We start from the raw sequence: 22,825 nt of genomic DNA on the forward strand, positions 1-22,825 counted from the left end.
TGGTCAGTTCATGAATTCACGTAATACCTGAGCCATCTCGTCCGGGCTTAACCGGTCTTTTGGCGGTACCTTTTTAACCGACGTGTTGTTTGAATGAACGATGTTGACGTAATTGCGCGGAGCGAGGAGCTCGTGCGGCAGATCGATGACATTGCCATGCGTACCTCTGCCCGGGAGCTTCACCCGGTATCCTGCTGCATACTCGGCCGTTTTATATAAGTAGACATAGAATTGCGGTGAACGGTGAAACGCCGGGGCCATCTCGTTATTCACGCTGTCCCACAGGTAACCGTTCTGATTGATTAGTGCCATCGTCTGCGGCTGTGGCTGCACGTCATAGAGCTGCTGGACGAAGGTCCGGTGATACAGGTCATCTGAATCCAGACGGGCAATATAGATGTGCTCGGCTCCTTCTGCAAAGGCCAGAATCGCCCGTACACTCTCGATATGGGTCCCGAATCGAATATTGCTGGGAAGGGGCTCCTGCTGGGTAAGAATCTCCTGCATCAAATCTCCCGACTCCTTGGATAGCTTCACAACGGTCAGAAAATCCTGATTCGTCTGCGCCTTAAGAGAGTGCAAGGTAAAGGTGCGAAAAATGCTCATTCTCCGCTCCAACCACTCTCTTGTAAGCCGCTGCGGGTCCAACCCATAGTTATTGAAATTAATCTCAATCACGACTTTCCTGGACATAACCTTCCTCCTCCTTCGTATCTGCCAATCTCCTGCGCGGAGAATAGATTCATTTCATAGTTTTTGGCAGTCGACTCTATAGCGTATGAAAGGAAGATAGAACCGGTACGGACACTTGCACCAGTTCCTATATAAATAGATTGATATACTCCCCCAAGATTGGCCCTGCGGGTTGAACGTACAAAACGTTAAGGGAACGCGAACATAGAATAGAGCAGTTCCATTTTCAAAGGAGGCCCAAAAGCTGCTATGAATTCAAAATATCTTGAAATGGATGGTGTGCTGGATCAGCTGGAAGAGGCAATCAGAGAACAGCGTCCGTTCTCTCTTGTTCGCGTTGGGGATGGCGAGAATATTGTCATGTCCCAGGAAACGGTATGGACGACGGAGCAGGTTCTTCAGGAGCGCTGGGCCATTAAGGCGAATCTGGGGCAAAAAGGGCTTACCCTTCCCAATCTGCAGCTCCGCGATGAAGTGGCTGCTTCTCTGCAGCGGGCCGATCTCGTCGGTGTGCTTCCCTACGGAGACAGTTCAATCAAAGCCCCCGACCATCTCAAACGGCCGCTAACCGACATGGTGTTCGCCCATTTCGGCATCTCCCCTGCGCTCACTTGCCATGCCTGCGTGAACCGGGAATTGGCTCAGACACCACGCTTCTGGGAAATGCTCGCAGGCAAACGTATTCTGCTCGTTACCCGCGAGCTTGAGGCACTGCATAACACGCTGATGCGGGAACCCTATCATCTGAATATTGCAGCTGCATTGCCCTTTGATCGTTGGGAAGAGATGGGAGAAACACTGCAGTGGATTCAAACCAACCCGGATGCATTTGACGTTGCCCTCTTCTGCTGCGGAGTTAATGCCGTCGTCCTGGCCGAACGCACAGCTGCACTGACGGGTAAAGTGGCAATCGACTTTGGAAAAGCCAATAACATCATTCTCAAAGGCCGTGCCAACTGATCTGCATTTATGGAGCCTGATGGAGTAATACGTTACACGCGTAGCTGTAGAGCAAAAAATCCCGGACTCCTGGAGTCGGGATTTTTTTTGCTTCTCTGGCAAGTTTCAATCCAAGGATACTTCCTTGAAGCGCCAAACCAGGTTACACAAGCACCGCTAGTTTGTTCCGGGTGTATGGCAAACTCTGCTGGTCATGTGAATGAGAATTTTTGACGCCCTACCTTCGGATCAAAGATTACATATCGGCTAGGTCGTTGCTGCAATGCCATAGAACATTTCCGGTCCGGTACGCACTGCCGTAGACACGCCGGAAATAAACGAAGTATACACACTCTCCAGAGCAGGTGGTGCTGACAGGTCCTGTGCCGTAAACGAATGGAATTCAGCCCCGCCGTTCTGTCCTATCGTGCCTTCAGCCCGATAGATTAAAAAGAACGGATCATAAAAGCTGCCGCGAACGATTTCGACAACGAACGTATCTCCGATCTCTCCGGTTACACCAACCGTGCCATTCAAGGTGATAATGGGATTCGCAACACCAAGGGTCTGAAGGCCAATCGATCCGAACGCTTCCGGGGATGGACCCAGAGATAAACCGGGCTGTCCTACGGTTCCCGAGTTCATCGAAGTTCTCATATCGAGGAACACACCCATGAGTAACACCTCCAATGCTGTGGGATACGTTATTCTATGAATCTCGATTCTCGCTCGCTTGGATGGATAACAGATTCGTTCCACCTATTTTTATTTGCACCCGGTTAATGGTATATTGAACTGCATAAACGAAATGAACGGATCGTATGCACACAAGCGGTACAGGCTGTTCAGAAGGAGATTAGTATTCATGAATAAACGCAATCGATCAACAGGCCGTCCATCGGCCAAAGGTAAAGGACCAGCGAGTGCCTCGGCAGCACGTTCCCCGAAAGCTAACGCTTCGACTTCATCTTCTGGGGCTCCCACATCCCGTAATAGCGGAGCATCGAAGAAGCCCTTAACCTCGAAGTCCTCGGCTGCTTCCAAACCCAAACATTCAGGTACTCCCAAACGCGCGGGCAATGCCCATTATCGTAAACAGGAACCACCTCGCCAATATAAAGTAACTGAACCGGATGAGCTACTGAACTTCCTGCTCCAGCATCTAAAATCAGGCCGGAATGCCGTCAAGTCCATCCTGGGACGAGGACAAGTATCCGTAGACCAGACCGTAGTCACCAAGTTTAACCATCCGCTGACGCCTGGACAGATGGTTTCCATCAGCAAGGAAGGCGCCGTAGCCGCACCAACCATGTCAGGACTTACGATTTTGCATGAAGACGATGACATTATCGTGATTCGCAAGGATGCCGGACTGTTGTCCATTGCAGCAGATCGTAGCGATGAGATCACCGCGTATCGTCAACTGACTGAGCACGTACGCCGTACCGATTCGCGCAATCGCATATTTGTCGTGCACCGGCTGGATCGGGATACATCAGGTGTCATGATGTTTGCGAAGAGTGAAGAAGTGAAGCAGAATCTGCAGGACAATTGGAAGGACAAGGTGCAGGAACGCGTATACGTGGCGCTTGTCGAAGGTCAGGTAGCCAAACCGGTGGGCACCATTTCCTCGTGGCTGAAGGAGAGCAAAACGCTGAAGATGTACTCCAGTCCACGTCCCAATGATGGACAGCATGCGGTTACACACTATAAACGGCTTCAATCGAACCGTGAATTCTCCCTGCTCGAAGTTCGGCTGGAGACCGGTCGCAAAAACCAGATCCGCGTGCATATGGAAGATCTCGGCCATCCCATTGCAGGTGACAAGAAATATGGTTCTCGCACCAAAACACTCGGACGTCTTGGACTCCATGCACGCGTGCTATCCTTCATTCATCCTACAACGGACGAACTCATGACCTTCGAGACGGATATTCCGAAGCAATTCCTCTATCCTTTCCGTACAGATGCGCCAGCTTCGAAGTAATCTTGATCGTTGGGCGTTGAGAGGACAAGTCGTGCTGAGAAGGAGGAGGTTAAGCTGAAGAACCTGTTAATTACCGGATACCGGGCACATGAACTGCAAATTTTCGGACAGAAGCATGAAGGAATTCCTTTCATCAAAAAGGCCATCTCCTCCCGTCTCACGCCGCTTGTGGAGGATGGACTAGAGTGGGTGCTAACTCCTGGACAATATGGTGTGGACCTGTGGGCCTGCGAAGTGGTACTTGAGCTAAAAAAGACCTATCCCCACTTGAAGCTGTCCATCATCACTGCGTTTCAGAACCCGGAGGAACAATGGAAGGAAGACAAGCAGGAATACTATCGCACCATCCTTCAGGGCGTGGATTACTACGGAGCGGTGAGCAAGCAGCCTTACATCGGCCCATGGCAATTTACAGCACGGGATGACTTGCTGCTGCGCAAAAGCGATGGCATCCTGCTGGTCTATGATGAGGATGCCGCAGAGGGCAGCCCCCGTTTTGTGAAGGAAAAAGCCGTGAAGAAACAGCAGAATGAGGATTACACGATCATCAGTGTCACTTCCGAGGATATTCAGTCCATAGCCGAGGACGAGCGGATGAACAGCGTAAGCGATTATGAGGACTCCTCATTCTAATGCGGCTGGATAAGCCGGAATTCATGCTTATGTTTTTTTTGGCGAAAGGTTGGGTATAAGTAGTATTAAAACTGCGATTACCATGTCGTATGGATAAAGGGGAACTGCAGCCATGACATTAACGCCTGAGCAGCGCATTCAACTGCATGGGTTCAACAACCTGACCAAGTCGCTGAGCTTCAATATGTACGACATCTGCTACACGAAAACCAAAGAAGAACGCGAAGCTTATATTGAATATATCGATGAACAGTACAACGCGGATCGGCTGAGCAAAATTCTGAAAAATGTCGCGGACATCATTGGTGCGCATGTGCTCAATATCGCACAGCAGGATTATGTCCCCCAAGGGGCCAGTGTGACGATGCTTGTCTCGGAAGGACCGATCGTGGAGGTTCCGGAGGAATCGTTTGAAGAATCCCCAGGTCCGCTCCCGGACAATGTCGTCATGCAGCTCGACAAGAGCCATATCACTGTTCATACGTATCCCGAATTCCACCCCAGTGAAGGGATCAGTACCTTCCGTGCCGACATCGACGTCTCCACCTGTGGGGAAATCTCGCCGCTGAAGGCGCTCAATTATCTGATCCATTCGTTTGACACGGACATCATGATCATGGATTATCGGGTTCGTGGATTCACGCGGGATACGAGCGGCCGCAAGCTGTTTATTGACCACGAGATCGGTTCAATTCAGAACTATATTCCGGACGAGATCAAAAAAGGCTTCGACATGATTGACGTTAACGTGTATCAGGAAAATATTTTCCACACGAAATGCAAGCTGAAGGCGTTTGACCTCGATAACTACCTCTTTGGTTATACCAAGGACAAGCTGAGCCAGGCGGAACAGCATGAAATTACGGAGTGGCTGAAGCTGGAGATGGATGAGATTTATTATGGCAAAAATATAAACCGTCCTTCTGTACAGAATTCTGATTCGTTATAATCCATCATCGGGCTATGCGCCCCACCAACAGGGCTTTGCTGACAACCGGGTCGGCAGAGCCTTTTTGCTGCCTTTCGGTAATTGTCTGGCATCCATAGTATAATAAACATACGAGATATTTTTCAGCTTACACGACCTAAAACCTAAAACAGATTACAAATCAAAAGAGGTGTACGCAGCATGGCTCCACGTAACTTGAATGCTTTTCACGGCTCCAAAGTTCGGCTCGCCGCTCCATGCCCGGAAGATTGCATGCGTCTGGCACATTACACGGACAATTACGAATATTTGCGCAACCTGGATACAGACATTGCGGTTCCGCTAACCCCGGACGAAACGGGATCATCTGCTGTTCGAAGAGACAACGGTTTTGAATTTGCCCTGCGAACACTGGAGGACAATCGATTTATCGGATTTACCGCTCTTTACCGAATTGAATGGAACAATCGCTCGGCTCGCCTTGCCATTGGCATTGGTGAAGATAAGGATCGTGGTCAGGGATACGGAAGTGATGCACTTGATCTGATTATTCGGTATGGCTTTCATGAACTGAATCTGAACCGGATTGCGCTGGAAGTGATTGAATACAATGAAGCCGCCAGGCGCGCGTACTTGAAAGCTGGATTCCGAGAAGAAGGTCGGCAGCGCTCCGCTGTCTTGCGGGACGGAACCCATTATGACCTGATCTCCATGAGCATTTTGGCTGAGGAGTGGGCTGCCCGGACCGGACTTCCGCTGTCGTTCCAATCCACCTCGCCGAAGCTGAAATCCGAATACTCGGCATCCACTGTGCAAGTCGCAGCTGCCTCCGATCAACCTCGTATTGGTGTCGGAGCCGTTATCCTGAACGAACGCAATGAGGTGCTTCTCGTATGGCGGAATCGTCAGCCAGAGCAGTACACTTGGAGCATTCCCGGGGGCAAAGTCGACCCATACGAATCACTGGAAAAGGCGGTCATTCGGGAGATCAAGGAAGAAGTGGATCTGGATATTAGCATCGATCAATTGCTCTGCACCGCTGAGACCATTCGTCCAGAACGAGAAGAACATTGGATATCGGTCCTCTACTCGGCCCGGAATATCCGCGGCATCGCCCGAAATCTGGAAGAAGGCGGCGCAATTGGTGATATCGGCTGGTTCCCGCTCCATGACCTGCCTTCCCCACTCGCCTGTTTTGCCGTACCTGCCCTAGAGGCAGCTAAGCGACTTTATATGGATTAAAATGGAGGTCATTCAATTGAATCAATCCGAAGCAATTCACGCTTTATTTCAGGCAGCGCAACATGGTGATGTAGCGAACCTGCAATCGGTTCTTGCAACCTTCCCTGAGCTGGCCAACACCGAGAACGGAGATGGGCTTACCCCACTGGGATATGCCTCGCATTATGGACAAGCAGATGCAGTTCGTACTCTCCTGGATCATGGAGCAGATGTAAATGCCATTTCTAATTCCAGGATCTCATTCATTCCTTCAAATACGGCACTGCATGCGGCACTTGCAGGGGAGCGTTCTTCAGAGGTCATCCATTTGCTGCTGGAACATGGAGCATCTTGCAGCATCCTTGACAGTGATGGACAGAATGCCCTCCATTCTGCAGCATTTCATACGGATCAGGCTGAACTGATTCAACTGCTGCTACAGCATGGTGCGGACCCGAATGCTCTGAATGCAGCAGGTCAAACTGCACTGGACATCGCAACTGAACGCGGCAACACCTCTACCGCCTCCTATCTGCGAGAAGCAGCTGCAACGAAATAGTAATCCAGCAGACAAAGTGAAACCAAACTTGAATAACCGTCAGGACTCTTGTTGAACTACAAAGAGACAGCCTGGCGGTTGTTTGCGATCTGATTCAAGGTACTGAACGAGAATTTGAGCAATAATCTACATATTTTTCTAAAAGCAAGAACCGATTGGCCCTTCACACGGTCTAATACGAAAACAAAGCCATGAAAGGAGGCGCCATGTGACCCCTACAGAGCTTACTGTTGCCGCACAAAAAGGGGATGCTGAGGCTTTTGCTGCCTTAATGGCAATGCATCAGAGCCGCCTGTATCGGATCGCTTATGCTTACCTGCACAACGAGGGTGATGCCTTGGAAGCGATACAGGAGTCTACATACCGAGCATACCGCAAACTAAAAAAACTAAAAGAGCCTTCATACTTCGGCACCTGGCTCATTCGCATCCTGCTCAATTACTGTGCAGACGAACGCAAACGGAAGAACCGTTACAGCCCGGTCACGGAGATGCACGAACCGAGCAGCTGGGATCGGCCCGAAGATCCGGATCTCGCCGCAGCTGTATCTGCATTGGAACCGGATTGCAAGCAGATTATTATCCTTAGTTATTTCGAAGGATTCTCCCTAACCGAAACTGCCGAGATCCTCGACATTCCGGTTGGTACGGTCAAATCCCGACTTCACCGGACACTTGGACAACTTCGTGCTCAGCTACAAATGAAAGGAGATGCATGATCATGACCGATGAACAGAAGCAGTTTGAGGAGTTGGAACAACGTCTGCATGGACGTAAAACGGAATACGATACGATCACTGTTCCGGATGCTGCTGTGCAGCAGTCTGTACAGACCGGAATACGTCAGGCTGCACGCAGGCGTAAATCGCGGGTACGCTGGTACATGAGCTCGATCTCGGCAGCGGCCATCATCCTGCTGTTTACCGGATGTATCCGAGTCTCCCCCGCTTTTGCCTCCTTCGTGGAGCAATGGCCTGGCATGGAAGGCATCGTCAGCATGATTCGCCAGGACAAAGGTCTGCAGATGGCGATTGATCAATCTTTGCTGCAGAAGGTCGGGATTACCGATGAGCATGACGGGGCTTCTGTGACCATTGACGGCATTATTACCGACGAGTCACGCATGGTTATTTTTTATACGATGAAAGGCATGAAAGATCCGGAGAAGGGTGAGTATGATATCGACTTGCTTGATGGGAATGGTGACCATCTCCCTGTTGCTTTTGGCTATTCTTCACCCAAACCCACTTCAGACGAAAATGTGTACGAGAATATGATTGATGTTGTTTTTACCGATGAGGCCACTCCTCCCGACGAGCTGAGTGTGGTGTTCAAAACCAGAGGTAAAGCGAATCCTGGAGAATGGAAGATCACCCTACCTGTAGATAAAAATTTAACCAAAGGCATGAAGAGAGTTCTGCTGGTGAATCAAACATTAACGGTAGATGGGCAGCGTATTGATGTCAAACAAGCTACCCTTTATCCGACTCGTCTCGTACTTGATGTGGCATTTGATCCGAAAAATACGAAGAAGGTGTTTGGGTTCAGCGATCTTCAACTGGTTGATGAACAAGGGCGTGCATGGAGAACGGACACAACGATGGGTGGCGATGGCGAACGCTCCATTTACTTTGAGAGCATGTATTTCTCCATTCCGAAAAAGCTTACTTTGCATGGGTCTGGTCTTTCTGGTCTGGATAAGGATGAACTGGATCTCTCCCTTGATTTGGAGTCTGGGACTATTACAGGAGGTCCTCCAACTATGAAGTTTATGGGAAGCCAGATTGCTGGAAAAGACCGGATTCTAATGTTCTCTGTACCAGACATGGAGGGCGGATTTGCTTTGGGCTTTACCGAGATTAAGGACGAAGCTGGCAAGACTTTCAATGTGCCAACCTCAAGCTACCGCTCTGGAGATGGAGATTCTTCAGGGATTACAACTGTCCACTCTACTGTAGAAAAAGGAGCAAAAATAAAAGGCCATCTACAAATGAAGCTGAGCACTTATCCAATGAAAATCAAAGCACCATTCTCTCTCGAAATTCCTTTGGATAACTAATTCTAAAATAAAGGCTGGAATTAATAGGAATATTCTATATAATGGAAATCATCTATCAAAAAAATATAATGAACAGAAACGGAGGTTTACACGATGAATACCCATTCCATCCGTTACCCCCAGCCGCTTGCCTCAGGAGACACCATTGGTGTGGCCGCACCTTCAAGTGGTGTGGATGAATCCCTGCATCATTATCTGAATGAGAGCAAACGCAATATGGAGCGACTTGGTTTTCACGTTCAGGAGAGCCGCTGGCTGCGGCAAAATATCAAATGTGTAAGCTCATCCAAAGAGAACCGTGCAGAAGAGATAAACACCTTTTTCCATGATCCAGCGATCAAGGCCATCATTCCACCGTGGGGCGGGGAGTTTCTGATGGATATCCTGCCATTGCTGGATTGGGAAGCTCTAAGGACATTACCGCCGAAATGGGTTCTGGGCTACTCGGATATCAGCACCTTTTTATTCGCCTATACACTGCTCACGGGAACGGCTACAGCTCATGGTACCAACTATGTGGACCTCAGATCGAACAAGCTCGATCCGGTGACTGCCCGCTGGATTGATGTATTACAAACGGGTCAGGGAGGACAGATTACGCAATCCTCCTCCACTCATTATCAATCGGCCTGGATCCGGGAGTCGCCCGGTTTCAATCTGGACACCCCTTCTCGCTGGAAACTTCTCGGTCAACCTGATGATGCAAATGCCTCTGTTACGTTCTCGGGACGACTCTTGGGCGGCTGTATGGATACCATCACCTGCCTAATCGGCACTCCTTACGCGCCGGTTGCATCGTATCTGGACCAGTATTGCGCAGATGAAGGCACCATCTGGTATTTGGAGAGCTGCGAGATGAATGCAGGGGATATTTATCGCCATCTGTGGCAGATGAGACAGGCCGGCTGGTTTGCGGGCGTAAAGGGCTTTTTGTTCGGCAGACCAGCAGGTTATTCGGATACCGGGGATTTCAATTTTACCGATGCCTTGTCCTCTGCACTTGGGGATCTGAATGTGCCTGTACTTTACGATGTGGACCTCGGTCATATCCCTCCGCAGATTACTTTTGTGAATGGCGCACTGGGCCATGTCGATTATCAGGCTGGACGCGCGGGACTTCAGATGTCATTTGTGTAATCACCTTTTGTAGGCGGATGCATACCTTGAAGTAAGAACTTATTTCGAGGAAGGGTTGTGCACCATGTCTGAATCCACATCCACACCATCCGCACGCGTCGTCTATCAGGCCAATCAACCGATGCTCCAATCCGTGCAAAGTGTGCGGAATATGCTTCATCATACAGCCCGGCAGTATGTGGGCCAGAAAGTACAGGTCCAAAATATCGATGGTCAGGTATGGGAAGGCGTCATCATCAGTGCAGATCGGGGGATTCTGTATCTTCAGGTCACTCCAATGCATGGATATCCGGAGCCGCGCGCACTGTTTGGACCAACCATCCTGCCACTCGTGCTGTATGAGCTGCTGGTTATTACCCTGTTAATGTAGTCCATACAATGTGTAATAACGCAACATTCCAAAGGCTTCGCTCCTGTAACCTCCGGGGATTAGGGACGCAGCCTTTTTGGTGCTGCTGCAAACGATCGAGCGGATGTATTAGAAATGTAGGTATGACTTTATTGCTCGTGCGGTATGTTTCCGTGTTAACGTGTGAAATATGATACAATGGTGTCGGCCCCAGGCCTTATCTCATAAGAAACGGAGCATGATCCCGCTTGGAATACAACCCTCTTGATCCCCTTCCTACGGTCCAGACCGAGAAGGTGATTCCGGAAAAGAATACGACTGAACAGTCCCGCGTGATTGCCATCTGCTTGTTGGCAGGCAAAATCATGCTGCAAAGCGGGGGCGAAACCTACCGTGTGGAAGATACGATGAAACGGATGGCTGCCGCCCTGGGACTCCCTCATTCACATAGCTATGTTGTACCGACAGGTATCTTTTTCTCGGTGGATGCTACCGAACCAGCCAAGCTGATTCGCATCTCCGAGCGCACCACAGATCTGGATAAGGTGTCCGAAGTGAACGCCGTCTCCCGCCGCATAGGCCAAGGGGAACTCTCCGTTCAGGAAGCCCATGATCTGCTGCTGCAGATTGAAGGTAAACCCTCTTCCTATTCTGCACGGGTCAAACTGCTTGCCGCAGCACTTTCAAGCGGTTGTTTTACCATCATGTTCGGCGGAGGCTGGGATGACTTCCTGCCTGCTGTGATCTGCGGAGGAATCGGTTATGCCGCAGTTATCGTTTTCCACCGGCTGGTGTTGGTCAAGTTTTTCGCAGAGCTGAGTGCTTCTTTTGTTATCGGCTTGCTCGCCTTCTTACTTGTTGCTATCGGAGCTGGACATGAACGCGACAAAATCATTATTGGATCGGTCATGCCGCTCGTACCCGGACTCCTGATTACCAATGCTGTGCGTGATCTGATGGCTGGACATCTGGTGTCCGGGTTATCCAAGGGAGCTGAGGCGTTCCTGACGGCGTTTGCCATTGGTACAGGCATTGCGGTTGTATTTTCACTTTTTACGTAAGACGGAGGTATGCAGGTTATGCTTCATTTTATAGAACAAGCCCTGACCAGCTTTGTCGCTTCGGCTGCGTTTGGCATCATATTCAATGCTCCACGCCGCATGCTGCTTCATGGCGGCTTCGTCGGCATGATCGGCTGGATTATCTATGTCGTGCTGGAATATGCAGCAGATGCCGTTCCTGCCACACTTGCAGCTACCATCGCAGTTGGTGTGATCAGCCAAATGTTCTCCCGCCTGTTCCGGGCGCCGGTCATTATCTTCAGCGTCGCGGGTATCATTCCACTCGTCCCTGGTGGTCTCGCGTATAATGCCATGCGCAGTTTTGTACAGAATGACTATAGTGCGGCCATCGAGATGGCTGCCAAAGCACTAATGCTATCGGGAGCCATCGCTGTAGGACTTGTCCTTTCTGAAGTTCTCAACCAGACGATACGCCGGCTGCCTGGCGCGCTGAGAGCCAAGTCATAATCGGTTCTGGAATTAGATACGTCTGATGGTCATAGAAAAGGCCCGTTTCATCAGGATTCAACCTGATCATAACGGGCCTTTTAACAATTACTATCTTTGAATGATTGCTTGGTAAGAATGGATTACTTTACGAATGTGTTTTTCACCCGGACCGACTTCAGAAAATATGGAATGAAGATACAGCATGTCAGTATCGATCTGATGGTTAAATTCCGTGCGGGAGTTGTATCGAACGCGTTCAACGCTCCTGGAATCTCAGTCTGACCAATCATGATCCATGTCCCGATGGCAGCCAGCACGTTAGCCAAGTACAGCATAATCATCATGCGTGGAAACTGCCTTTTTTTCATATACAACAGGACCAAATTCACAATAACGATGATCAGAAGAATAACGTTACTTATCGCTCCGTACCATAATAACGGGTTCATGACACGATAGTACAGGTCCAGATCCGCTTCACTGAACATTCCCCGATCGGCTGGATTCATGATAACAGAAACCTGAGACAAATCCATAACCAGTAACAGCAGCGAAGCAATTAAGCTAATCTGAATTAAAATAAGCCAGCCGCCCAATCCGGATATCCCCGGCAGCTCTACCCTTGTCCCGGGTTCAGAAAACAATGATCTTGTGTCAACCTCGGTGTTACGTTCTTGATCTCCCATCTCATCCTCCTTCCAAACCGTTAAAACGTACATTATACCTCATGATCCATATTTTGTGTTGTAAATCAGGAAATAAAAGCCAACGAGTTGGATCCCTTCAGCTCTACCGATCTGCACGGTTCATGACTGATGCAAACAAATCTGCCGCCGCACCACTCCCTGAACGCATGTAATGTTCTGCATCGGTGTGGTCAAATCCCATCCAGACAGCTGCAGTCCACTTGCTCGTGTAACCGACAAACCATAGATCCCGATTACCCTTACTGCCGATCCCAGGTACTGCTGCCTGTGTCGTTCCCGTTTTCCCCGCCACCTTATACCTGCTCAGCCCGGCCCGGCTGCCGGTTCCGTGGCTAACCACATTTTGCAGCATCATGGTCATTGTATTAGCCGTAGTGGACGTGATTACCTGCTTGTTCTCGGGTCGATACGCGTAAATAATTCGTCCATTCGTATCCCTAATCTCTCGAATTAGATGTGCCGTATTGAATCTGCCATTATTGGCAAACACGGAATAGGCCTGGGCCATTTTCAGCGGTGATACGCCTTTATGTACACCTCCCAGCGCAATGGAGAGGTTGAAATCTTCCTGATCCAGTTCAATCCCCAGTCGGCTAGCAAACTCATGTGCCTGCTTCAGCCCCGTCTGATTCAGAAGCCATACCGCTGGTGCATTAATGGACTTCTGAAGTGCAAATGACATCGTGACAGAACCTCTATACTGTCCTCCCAGATTGCTTGGTCGATAACTGCCATAAGATGTGCGTTTGTCAGGCAGCATGCTCTCCGGTTTAAAATGACCGGATTCCAGAGCTGGACCGTACGCAATAATCGGCTTAAATGCCGAACCAGGCTGCCTTGCGTCGGTGATTGCCCGGTTCATGTCACCTGTCACTGGATTTCGTCCACCCATCATCGCTTTCACTTCACCATTATGCTGATCAACTATAACCATACTTGCCTGTACCTGTTCATCTTCCCGATCATCGTTAAACCGTGAGGTGTCACGGAATGCTTCCTCCATGGCAAGCTGTGCCTGGCTGTCGAGTCCGGTGTGAATGGTCCATCCTGCAGATTGAATATCCGCTTCTCGTTTACCAGTGAGACGAGCAGCTTCCTGCATCACTGTATCCACCGCAGATATATAATCCGGCATAGGTTGTTCTGCTGCAGCTGACACAGATGCTGCTTCAGGCGGCGTATAGTCCACGCTGCGCGCTTCCTGCATTTGTTTTCGGGTAATCAGCCCCTGTTCGTACATGAGAGTAAGGATGACGGAGCGTCTGTGCTTGGATCGCTCATCATCATCCACCGGATTATAGATGGAAGGCCCCTTGGGAATACCCGCTAGCGTAGCGATCTGCCATAGCTCAAGCTGATGCAGGTCATCATGGCCGAAGTAACGCCGCGCTGCGGCTTTCACGCCATACTGCTGGCGCCCCATATAGATATGATTCAGATACATCTCCAGCAGTTCATCCTTGTTAAATCTCTTCTCCAGTGATAGGGCAATCGACATTTCGTTCACTTTCCGCACCAGCGTTTTCTCTCCGTTCAAGTACAGATTTCTCGCCAACTGCTGCGTAATGGAGCTGCCTCCCTGACTCCAATCCATGTGTGCGATATCCTGCACAATAGCCCGGCTGATACCGATATAATCGATCCCTTCATGCTGATAAAAGCGGCGGTCTTCCGTAACCAGAAATGCCTGTATTAACAGCTCCGGCATGTCTTCGAGATCCGCATATTCTGCAAACCCGCTCGACTGCGTACGGAATCTAACAATTTCAGCTCCAGTCGAGTCGGTAATAACGGTCGAAGAGGCTTTGGCTATGGCCTCCGGATGATTACGCACCATAGCCTCACCGTATAGAGCCAAATAGAGACAACCTATCAGTATCAAAACAACAACGACTACTGCTGCATCAAAAATAGGATACATGGCCTTCTTTAATTTACTTCTCAATATCCCTGCTCCTTGCCTTCCTGTTCTTCCGGGAAGGCATGTTCACGCGCATCCATGTGAACGGACTCAAGTGCATGCTGTAACAGTAAGGTCTGTTCATAGGCCATTCTTGCCCAATGTTCTATCTCAGCTTGGTCCCTGCAGTGTCCATTCATGATCTCCTCCAGTGCAGAACGAACTCCATACAGCGTCAGTTTGATCGGCAAATCGGCTTGCACCGAACCTCGCTGCACTTCGTCTCTTTTCATCCTTTCATCGGCATGATTATCGAGACCTGAAGTATATTCAGGCAGTGAAGCGAAACCTTCACGTCCATTCAACTGTCCCTTATGCATGCAAAGCGCGATCTCATTCAGGTTGGCTGCGATCTGCCGGAGCTCACCTCGATTCAACACCTCAATCGGAGCGGGGATCTGCCCCTCAGCCATCTCCTGTGTTCCCATGGTAATCCGATTCATATCGTCTGAAATTTTCTGGGATCGAATCCAAAAGAACAGAGCAAATAAGGCTCCTCCGATGAATATCAAGAAGGGCCTTGTTCCGACATGGTTGATTCCCCAGTGGACGATACGAGTCACTCCTGTGGCCTCAGACAAGATGTGATGATAAGCGAAACGTGACATGCGATAAACGACAAACAGGAGCATCGCGCTAAGCAGCGCACTTGCTCCACAGATGTATATGTATCTTAATCTGACTGTACGTAATGAACCTCTCATATTCGGTCTCCTCCTCCATTTAAGCAGATCCTTGTGGATGAGGTTAAGCTTACCGAATACTTCTTAATAAGGAAGTGGTTAACTTCTTATCATTTTCTTAATATAGACTGCTTCTGTTACCTTTCCTGTTCCTCTGAATCATGATGAACAGAAGCAGGAGCCAGCGGGAAGCGAGTGACGAAATCGGTTCTGCCATTCTCACTGAATGCGGCGATACGGCCATGATGCAGCTCAATCATGGATTTGGCAATAGCGAGGCCAAGCCCCGTGCCTCCTGTATCGCGCGAGCGGGATTTGTCGACCCGGTAGAACCTTTCAAATAAATGAGGCAGATCCTGAGCCGGGATAGATTCTCCATAATTACTGATACGGACCACTGCTTCTCCCTCATCAAGGGATAATGCAATTTCAACCACTTTCCCTTGTGCTCCATACCGGATTGCATTGCTGAACAAGTTCTCGTAGGCCCGGACAAGCTCTCCCGGAGCTGCCATAATCCACAGCGGCTCCTGACCACCAGTAATCTTGTACGTCATGCCTACCTCTTCCAGCATGGGAGCAAACTCTTCAGCCAGCTGCATCAGGAACGGATTCAGATTAAGCGGTGTCAGAGACAAGGGAAGGCTTCCACCGCTAACACGTGTATACTCGAATAAATCATCAATCAATTTCCTTAAGGTTAAGGATTTCTCGTATGCAATGCTGACATAATAACGCATTTCAATCTCGTCCTGATACCGATCCTTCTCGATGTACTCCAGGAAACCAAGAATGGAGGTCAGCGGCGTCCGGAGATCATGTGAGATACCCGTGATCAGGTCATTTTTGGCAGCTACCGCACTTCGCTCTTCCTGCAGCGATTGCTGCAATTGCTCAGCCATCTGATTGATGCTGGCAGCAACAACGCCGAATTCATCCGATGTCTTCACCTCGATCCGGTGTGACAGCTCCCCTTTGGCTACCTCCTGAATACCGTCAGTAATCTCGTCCAGAACCAGCATCACTCTGCGCGTGAACAGGAAAAAGAACAGTACAAAAGCTAGCACGCCGATCATAATCATCAGCGGAACAGAACCAATATGGTTAATCAGCCACCGGATTCCTCTGGCCGGAATGGAGTAATTGGGATATACCTGGGCTGCCAGAATGGATTGCACAACCTTGTTGCCACCATACAGAATGGCTGCCGTCAAAATCCCGCTCAGCAGAAAGGCATAGATAAACTTCCACCGAACCGTATTAATTAATTTTGAATTCATCTACAAGACTCCCTGCTCATGTGCTTCAACTGCGATGCAACGTAGCGATATAATCGAGCATTTGTGTTACGGTTTAATCATTTTGTAGCCGACGCCCCACACGGTTTGAATAAATTTCGGATGTTTACTGTCAACTTCAATTTTCTCGCGAATCTTCCGAATATGTACCATCACCGTATTATTTGATTCCATAAATTCTTCTTTCCATACCTGTCTATAAATCTGCTCCATGCTTAATACAGAGCCTTGATGACGTGCGAGCAGCTCCAGGACGGCAAATTCTCGCGGAGTCAGACGAACAGGCTGCTCGTCCACCCAGACCTCATGTGTATCCGTATTGATGACCAGATCATCGATGACCCATTCATGCTCCTTGTGTTCCCGTCCTTCATTAAACGTATAGTACCTGCGAAGTTGGGATTTGGCCCGGGCAACAAGTTCGAGGGGATTAAACGGCTTGGTCACATAATCGTCCGCACCAATGCTTAGTCCCGTTATCTTGTCGATATCCATGCTCTTGGCGGACAGCATGATGATGGGCATCTTCTGCTCTTCCCTGATCTTCATGCACGCTTCGAGTCCGTCCATATTCGGCATCATGACATCCAGAATAATCAGATCGATCTGTTCTTTCTTCAGTTGTTCCAGTGCTTCCAGTCCGTCACTTGCCGTCAAAACCCTGTACCCTTCATTGCCAAAATAAATCTCCATCAGTTTAATAATCTCCTGCTCGTCATCCACAAGCAGAATGGTAGCTGGCTGTGCCACGGCATTATTCCTTTCGATTCCCTGAATCATTGATTCTTCAAATTATACCACCGGGGAACGAATATGCGAAAATCATCATGATCTTCCCGGACACGCTCAATCTTGTCCATCATGTCATTTGTCTCTTCCGGTTTGACCTGCTGGATCCATACTACAGAAGATACAAGCGCCATTGCTGTGTATAAGGAATACAATCTCCAGAACTGCTCGTCAGGCTCATTCCCGCCAAAATAACCCTGGATCTGTCCAATGGAAAAGGGGGTGCTCGTCTCGGATGCAAACAGGCCCAGCTTCAGAAATTCATGAACCGGATCCCCCTGGTCAAAACAGTTAAAATCGATAACACCTGCGAGCTTATCTTCCTTGATTACAAGGTTGCCCGGATGAAAGTCATCATGCTGGAACCCATCGGGCCGATGCTTCATCCAGTCCAGACTCTCCTCGATAAATGCCAGAACATGCTGATCATGTTCCATTTTGACAGAACACTGTCTATACTTCTCCACATAACGCTTATGCTTCTTGCTTTTACGTATGTACCACGATTCTGCTTGGTTCTCTACCTTGAATTGGTGCATTTTCCGCAGCTCAGCACCTGCTTGCACACCTATAGCCCACTGGCTCTGTTGGTTCATCTTCGGGAGCACCTTCGATGCGTCTTCACCCTCTATGTAGCTAAGCAGCATATAGCCATTATCTTCATCAAGTCTCCCCATGCTAACCGGTAACGGGCAGCGAACCCCCAACTCCTGCATGCCCGCCATGCATTGATATTCATTTCTTTTCAAGGGTTCTTGAGACAAGTCAAATGTGCGCAGCAAAAAATCCCCTCGACCCGGGATTTTGACCTTGAACTTCAGATCAGAAGAATAACCTTCCGTTATTGGCAGAAGCTCCATCGTCTGTTGCAGCTTAAGAATATTTCGGAGCTTTTCTTTTAACGCATCATACATCATTTTCTGTCCCACTCCTCCTCCTAAATTATTGAAGCGTATGATCAGCTTGTTGGTCCAGTGTGCGTTGCCTGCACCCGATTGCACGATTCTATGTATGGAGTAGATAGACACGATTCAGGAAATACCAAAATGTACTATGTAGTTCACTATGCAAACAATACTACGCCAGGCTCGATCCCCTCCAGAGTCAACATCGTGTACAACTGCCCTCTGTGATGATAGATATGCCCCATCATTTCGAGCAGCCATTCCAAACGGCTGTATGAAGCCCCCCAATAAGAGTCCGTTACCTTCAACAGTTCCTTGGTGTTAAACTGCCTGTACCGCTGATATAGATACATCCGATTCTCCGCCAGGGACTGCTTGATCTCGCTCAGCGTACGGGGATGATTCATCTCGTAGAACATCGTCATCTCTTCTTCCGTTGCACCTTCGGATATGTACACATCTGCACGGCAGATCAACGACAGATGAGACAGCAGTTCACCAACCGAGCGCTTCCCCTCAATCGGAGTTAAAGCCAAGTCCTGTTCGGACAGCTGATCACAGATGTCAATCAACGATGTGACTGCCACATCAATATGTTTGAATACGGATTCTATCATCCGAATCACTTCCTTTTTATCCCATTATACAGAACATATGATCTCATTTCAACCCAGACCATATCCCCTATATAAATAAACAGGTTGTGCACCAAAACCAACATTCACTGAACAAAAAATGAACAAAAAAATCCCTCTTCCATCATATGGACGGAAACAGGGACGTTTTTGTTGCTTCTATACATTTAATCCGGATCTTAGCTTGAATATAACGAACAATACGTTTGGTCGAACCTTCCGGCAAACAGATCCGATTTACGAATGAAAAATTGCAGTTCTCCGCAATCCCACCACTGGAAACCAATGCCGTCATGGGTATCTATCTTAAGAAGCAGTAACGTATCCTCCAGTTCCTGCCGTGTGCGTTCCGGATCTCCTCCATAATGAGCGGTCAGCTTGTTCTCGCATTTCTCTTCATCATACTCGTATTCTTCACCAAGTACGATCTGTAAAAGGGCTTGATGCTCTGCATCCGGGTGCTGGCCGTCAGGGTAACCGAACATTCCGCCCCAATTCTGGGTACTCGGATGATTCCAGTCCGATTCGAATTCAAGATACCGCTCATACAGCCCTCCTTCCGGGTCTGCCACTTCATTCTCGCCCGTCTGCTGTACGGATAGTGCATTCAGCGCCTGGGCATCAACATAAGCATATGTAGGAAACTCCAAATTAGGCAGTACCGTAACGGCATGTGCTGCAAATTCGGTCTCCAGCGCGGTAACACCTTCAGGCTCACGCCTAGTCAAGTTATGCGAATCCGGCTCATAGATCACATGATGTTCAATATTGTAGGCGGGCTCATCGACTCCAATAAAAAAGTAGAGCATTCCCCGTTCAGGCAAGCTCACGCGTCCATCATTCGGGGTATATGGAAGCAAGTCCACAAGATTCAGCTGGGCAAGAAAAGTCATCGGCACACCATCCTGTGTCAGCGGCCACTGGATATGCTCAGGGAGGTCAGGATTGCCGCCCACACGTGAATTGCCCGTTCGGCGATATTCATCGAGTGTCGATACATCCAGCCGGATTCCCCAGCGACTTGAGGATACCAATAGATCAGCGGCAGTGCCCAATCCGTACTCCTCCAGCGTTTTGCGAGCTTTTCTAGTCAGACGTTCACATTGTTCGGGTTTAATCATTCAGATCCTCTCCTTCAGCCAATACATCTATGGTGAGACATATTCACGTTCACACCTGTATATTCTTCCGGCACGAGTTCTTTCCCTGCTTAAAGTAAAAAAAAGAGACCCGCAGAACGATCTGCAGGTCTCCTTACATATATAAACCTTATTAACGAATCTGATCGGACGAATCACGCTGCAAAGCCCGAATGTGCTCTTCTCCATCAAGAAACTCATGAGCCTGATGCGCAGCCATCACGCCATGATAGCTAATATCCAGTCCCAGATCTTCCTCTTCTTCCGTGGAACGAACAGGTACCATTTTGCCAATGAGCTTCAGACCGAACCAGGTCATGACAAAGCCCCAAATGACAAGCGCCGCGAGTCCCAGTGCCTGAACACCGAGCAGCTTCCAGCCACCGCCCATGAATAACCCGCCATCTGTCGCGAACAGCCCTACAGCAATCGTACCCCACATCCCGGATGCCGCATGGACAGGGAAAGCACCAACCGGATCATCAATCCGGCGACGTTCAAGCCAATTGGTTGCGGCCATCATGAGCAGGCCGGATACTGCACCGATAAAGATCGCTGCTGCATCACCTACAAATGCACAGCCTGCCGTAATCCCCACCAGACCTGCAAGAGATCCATTAATGACCGACGGAGCATCTGAACGTTTGAAGCGGAACAGCGTGTATAACATCGTAACCGCTCCACCCGAGGCAGCTGATAGCATGGTGACAATCGCAATATGACCAATTCTTGCATCCGTGGCGCTAAGCGTACTCCCTGCGTTGAAGCCGAACCAGCCAAACCACAGCAGAAATGCACCTACGGAAGCAAGCGGAAGATTGCTGGGAAGAGCAATGGCACTCACGCCATGAGGCGTGTACTTGCCTTTGCGCGGACCTATAATGATCGCTGCAGCCAAGGCCGAGAATCCACCCAGCGTATGGATGACAGCCGATCCCGCAAAATCCTGCATGCCCAGCTCGCTGAGCCAACCACCGCCCCATGCCCAGTGACCGCCAACCGGGTATATTATAGCCGTCATCAAAATGATATACAGGAGATAGGCCCGGAAGTTGATCCGTTCAGCTACCGCACCTGATACGATGGAAATAACAGCGATGGTGAATGCGGCCTGAAACAGCCAGAACGTTTCAAGCGATACAGGCACGTCGATATGAGACAGATCACCATTCAGGAAGAATCCCGTTACTCCAACAAAACCTCCGGCATCAGAGCCGTACATCAATCCGAATCCAATAGCATAAAAAAGTAACGTACCTATCGTAATGTCGGCAAAAACCTTCATAATAATGTTCACACTGTTTTTATAACGGACAAACCCGGCCTCCAGGAGGGCAAACCCTCCCTCCATCAATAAAATCATGGCCGCACTCAGTACCACCCAGACCGTATCGATCCCGGAGCTTAACGTCTCCAAAGTCATGCTTGTACATCCTCCGTTTCACTAAGCTGTCTGATCTCGCGGATCATATCGGGCGGAAGCTCAATCTCGCCTTTCTCCTTGATGTCAGGATGCTCGATTTGCTCCATAATCCGATCCAGTTCACGAATATGACGGCGGATCTGTTCCATCTTGCGAAAGCGCTCCTTCACCTGCACCATATATTCCACGGCCTGATGATGGGAGGCAGGACGGCCTGCGAACCACTTCCGTACGGTCGACATGGATTGATAGGCAACTTCCTCCGCACGCTTCTTTTGTTCAAATTGTTCAATTTTATGTTTGAGGGTTCCAATCTCATTTTCTTTTTTGACCTTCAGCTGCTCGATAAGGTACAATAAATCGGACGATGATATTTGCAATGCTGTATGGTGGTACACCTCGTCGATTACTAACATATCATGTCAGGACTCCTTACATATCAAGTTACTTGTTACCGATTATAGTTTGCCGCGGTCTGCTCGTCAATCTTTTTTTGGAGTCCGTTTATTTGGATGAGAAGTCGTTCTTCGCAGACGGCTTTATTTTTGTTTATCTCATTACACATAACAGCATCAATTCGGCATCATTCGCATTTTCCGCTTCGATCCTCTATGCTATAGATCAAGCATCCGCATTTCAGTACTGGAACCTCACAAGCTGACATCTAGAACCCATGTATAAGGAGAGGATTGCAACATGTTAACTCGCAATGACGATATTCGGCATCAGATCTGGCAGACCGTCTCGGAGCTGGACGAAGAACAATTGAACCGGAAACCTGCACCGGAGCAATGGAGTGTTATGCAGGTACTCCGTCACTTGAACCTGATGGAGCGCATTATCGTGAAGCAAGCTGAGCTTGCTCTGCAGAAGGAACAACATGTGACCGTGGATAAAAAACCTTACGAACTTTCACTGGACCGCAGCCGTTCCGTCGATGCTCCGCCCCATGTGCAGCCTCCCGCAGGGCCGGAATCCCTTGCTGACGTTCGCCGGGATCTGGAACAATCCCATCAGGCATTGACTGATTTCGCCCAAAGCAATGACTCCTCCCTGCTGCGCAGCAAGTCTTTCCCTCATCCTGTATTTGGAGAGATGGACCTTGCCCAGTGGGTTGATTTTGCAAGCTATCATGAAGAACGCCATCTCGGGCAGATCAAGGATATCAAGCAGCAGCTCGGATTTTAAGAGCTCTCCGTATCCGCAATAAAAACATTAAAAACCTCCAAAGCACGATGATGTGCTTTGGAGGTTTTTTGGGTTCAAAGTAG

25 protein-coding genes and 1 pseudogene are annotated in these 22,825 nt (G+C 49.2%); 14 read left to right on the plus strand and 12 right to left on the minus strand.

Going from position 1 to position 22,825, the window contains the following annotated elements; translation table 11 throughout:
* Positions 1-3 precede the first annotated feature (3 nt).
* A complete protein-coding gene (locus GUA98_RS10210) occupies positions 4-693 on the minus strand; it encodes a glycosyltransferase (RefSeq protein ID WP_193722962.1) in 690 nt (229 codons plus the stop codon).
* A gap of 249 nt (positions 694-942) precedes the next feature.
* On the opposite strand from GUA98_RS10210, the gene GUA98_RS10215 reads away from it, so the two are divergent.
* The gene (locus GUA98_RS10215) at positions 943-1,653 is read left to right on the plus strand and encodes a GT-D fold domain-containing glycosyltransferase (protein ID WP_193722963.1); all 711 of its coding nucleotides are present in this window, start codon (positions 943-945) and stop codon (positions 1,651-1,653) included.
* A gap of 246 nt (positions 1,654-1,899) precedes the next feature.
* On the opposite strand, the gene GUA98_RS10220 is transcribed toward GUA98_RS10215, so the two are convergent.
* Positions 1,900-2,307, minus strand: coding sequence for a hypothetical protein (locus GUA98_RS10220; RefSeq protein WP_153977464.1), 408 nt, complete (start codon positions 2,305-2,307; stop codon positions 1,900-1,902).
* A gap of 190 nt (positions 2,308-2,497) precedes the next feature.
* Between GUA98_RS10220 and GUA98_RS10225 the strand changes: the two genes are divergently transcribed.
* The 12 genes and pseudogenes from GUA98_RS10225 (at position 2,498) to GUA98_RS10275 (ending at position 12,033) form a co-directional block, all read left to right on the plus strand.
* On the plus strand, positions 2,498-3,619 hold the full coding sequence (locus GUA98_RS10225; RefSeq protein WP_153977463.1) for an RluA family pseudouridine synthase: 1,122 nt from the start codon (positions 2,498-2,500) through the stop codon (positions 3,617-3,619).
* Positions 3,620-3,673: 54 nt separating this feature from the next.
* Complete coding sequence (locus GUA98_RS10230) at positions 3,674-4,252, plus strand: DUF1273 domain-containing protein (RefSeq protein WP_193723403.1); 579 nt, start codon at positions 3,674-3,676, stop codon at positions 4,250-4,252.
* A gap of 112 nt (positions 4,253-4,364) precedes the next feature.
* Positions 4,365-5,201, plus strand: a complete 837-nt coding sequence (gene speD / locus GUA98_RS10235) for an adenosylmethionine decarboxylase (RefSeq protein WP_095289300.1) — start codon at positions 4,365-4,367, stop codon at positions 5,199-5,201.
* A 180-nt stretch (positions 5,202-5,381) separates the two neighbouring features.
* A pseudogene (locus GUA98_RS10240) lies at positions 5,382-5,873 on the plus strand (GNAT family N-acetyltransferase); the annotation flags it as partial.
* Positions 5,874-5,990: 117 nt separating this feature from the next.
* Positions 5,991-6,422 (plus strand): NUDIX domain-containing protein, encoded by a 432-nt coding sequence (locus tag GUA98_RS29510; RefSeq protein WP_321573878.1) that lies wholly within the window; start codon positions 5,991-5,993, stop codon positions 6,420-6,422.
* Positions 6,423-6,438: 16 nt separating this feature from the next.
* On the plus strand, positions 6,439-6,960 hold the full coding sequence (locus GUA98_RS10245; RefSeq protein ID WP_193722964.1) for an ankyrin repeat domain-containing protein: 522 nt from the start codon (positions 6,439-6,441) through the stop codon (positions 6,958-6,960).
* A gap of 208 nt (positions 6,961-7,168) precedes the next feature.
* A complete protein-coding gene (locus GUA98_RS10250) occupies positions 7,169-7,678 on the plus strand; it encodes an RNA polymerase sigma factor (protein WP_321573863.1) in 510 nt (169 codons plus the stop codon).
* A gap of 2 nt (positions 7,679-7,680) precedes the next feature.
* Positions 7,681-9,018, plus strand: a complete 1,338-nt coding sequence (locus tag GUA98_RS10255) for a DUF4179 domain-containing protein (RefSeq protein ID WP_193722965.1) — start codon at positions 7,681-7,683, stop codon at positions 9,016-9,018.
* Positions 9,019-9,111: 93 nt separating this feature from the next.
* Positions 9,112-10,155 (plus strand): S66 peptidase family protein, encoded by a 1,044-nt coding sequence (locus tag GUA98_RS10260; protein ID WP_193722966.1) that lies wholly within the window; start codon positions 9,112-9,114, stop codon positions 10,153-10,155.
* A gap of 64 nt (positions 10,156-10,219) precedes the next feature.
* Positions 10,220-10,525, plus strand: a complete 306-nt coding sequence (locus tag GUA98_RS10265; protein WP_095289295.1) for a hypothetical protein — start codon at positions 10,220-10,222, stop codon at positions 10,523-10,525.
* Between the two features lie 275 nt (positions 10,526-10,800).
* Positions 10,801-11,565, plus strand: coding sequence for a threonine/serine exporter family protein (locus GUA98_RS10270; protein WP_390584586.1), 765 nt, complete (start codon positions 10,801-10,803; stop codon positions 11,563-11,565).
* An 18-nt stretch (positions 11,566-11,583) separates the two neighbouring features.
* Positions 11,584-12,033, plus strand: a complete 450-nt coding sequence (locus tag GUA98_RS10275; protein ID WP_095360501.1) for a threonine/serine exporter family protein — start codon at positions 11,584-11,586, stop codon at positions 12,031-12,033.
* Positions 12,034-12,155: 122 nt separating this feature from the next.
* Here GUA98_RS10275 and GUA98_RS10280 read toward each other — a convergent pair whose 3' ends face one another.
* The 10 genes from GUA98_RS10280 to GUA98_RS10325 all read right to left on the minus strand — a co-directional run bounded on the left by GUA98_RS10280 (position 12,156) and on the right by GUA98_RS10325 (position 21,970).
* Positions 12,156-12,701, minus strand: a complete 546-nt coding sequence (locus tag GUA98_RS10280) for a DUF2569 domain-containing protein (RefSeq protein ID WP_193722967.1) — start codon at positions 12,699-12,701, stop codon at positions 12,156-12,158.
* Between the two features lie 103 nt (positions 12,702-12,804).
* Positions 12,805-14,667, minus strand: a complete 1,863-nt coding sequence (locus tag GUA98_RS10285) for a transglycosylase domain-containing protein (protein WP_227779570.1) — start codon at positions 14,665-14,667, stop codon at positions 12,805-12,807.
* The gene (locus GUA98_RS10290) at positions 14,664-15,386 is read right to left on the minus strand and encodes a hypothetical protein (protein WP_193722968.1); all 723 of its coding nucleotides are present in this window, start codon (positions 15,384-15,386) and stop codon (positions 14,664-14,666) included. The genes GUA98_RS10285 and GUA98_RS10290 overlap by 4 nt, the downstream gene beginning before the upstream one ends.
* A 116-nt stretch (positions 15,387-15,502) precedes the next feature.
* Positions 15,503-16,645, minus strand: a complete 1,143-nt coding sequence (locus GUA98_RS10295; RefSeq protein ID WP_193722969.1) for a sensor histidine kinase — start codon at positions 16,643-16,645, stop codon at positions 15,503-15,505.
* A gap of 66 nt (positions 16,646-16,711) precedes the next feature.
* The gene (locus GUA98_RS10300) at positions 16,712-17,443 is read right to left on the minus strand and encodes a response regulator transcription factor (protein WP_193722970.1); all 732 of its coding nucleotides are present in this window, start codon (positions 17,441-17,443) and stop codon (positions 16,712-16,714) included.
* Positions 17,440-18,381 (minus strand): aminoglycoside phosphotransferase family protein, encoded by a 942-nt coding sequence (locus tag GUA98_RS10305; RefSeq protein ID WP_193722971.1) that lies wholly within the window; start codon positions 18,379-18,381, stop codon positions 17,440-17,442. Before GUA98_RS10305 ends, GUA98_RS10300 begins: the two co-directional genes overlap by 4 nt.
* A 134-nt stretch (positions 18,382-18,515) precedes the next feature.
* On the minus strand, positions 18,516-18,974 hold the full coding sequence (locus GUA98_RS10310; RefSeq protein ID WP_193722972.1) for a DinB family protein: 459 nt from the start codon (positions 18,972-18,974) through the stop codon (positions 18,516-18,518).
* Positions 18,975-19,171: 197 nt separating this feature from the next.
* Positions 19,172-20,113, minus strand: a complete 942-nt coding sequence (locus GUA98_RS10315; protein ID WP_193722973.1) for a YwqG family protein — start codon at positions 20,111-20,113, stop codon at positions 19,172-19,174.
* A 151-nt stretch (positions 20,114-20,264) separates the two neighbouring features.
* Entirely contained in the window at positions 20,265-21,554 is a 1,290-nt protein-coding gene (locus GUA98_RS10320) for an ammonium transporter (protein ID WP_193722974.1), read from the minus strand.
* Entirely contained in the window at positions 21,551-21,970 is a 420-nt protein-coding gene (locus tag GUA98_RS10325; RefSeq protein WP_153977448.1) for a hypothetical protein, read from the minus strand. Before GUA98_RS10325 ends, GUA98_RS10320 begins: the two co-directional genes overlap by 4 nt.
* 280 nt (positions 21,971-22,250) lie before the next feature.
* Between GUA98_RS10325 and GUA98_RS10330 the strand changes: the two genes are divergently transcribed.
* Positions 22,251-22,742 carry a DinB family protein gene (locus GUA98_RS10330; RefSeq protein WP_193722975.1) on the plus strand — a complete coding sequence of 164 codons (492 nt, stop codon included), beginning with the start codon at positions 22,251-22,253 and terminating at the stop codon, positions 22,740-22,742.
* The last annotated feature ends 83 nt before the right edge of the window (positions 22,743-22,825 follow it).

This window comes from Paenibacillus sp. P13VS (assembly GCF_015143645.1).
GTDB lineage: Bacteria > Bacillota > Bacilli > Paenibacillales > Paenibacillaceae > Paenibacillus > Paenibacillus xylanilyticus_A.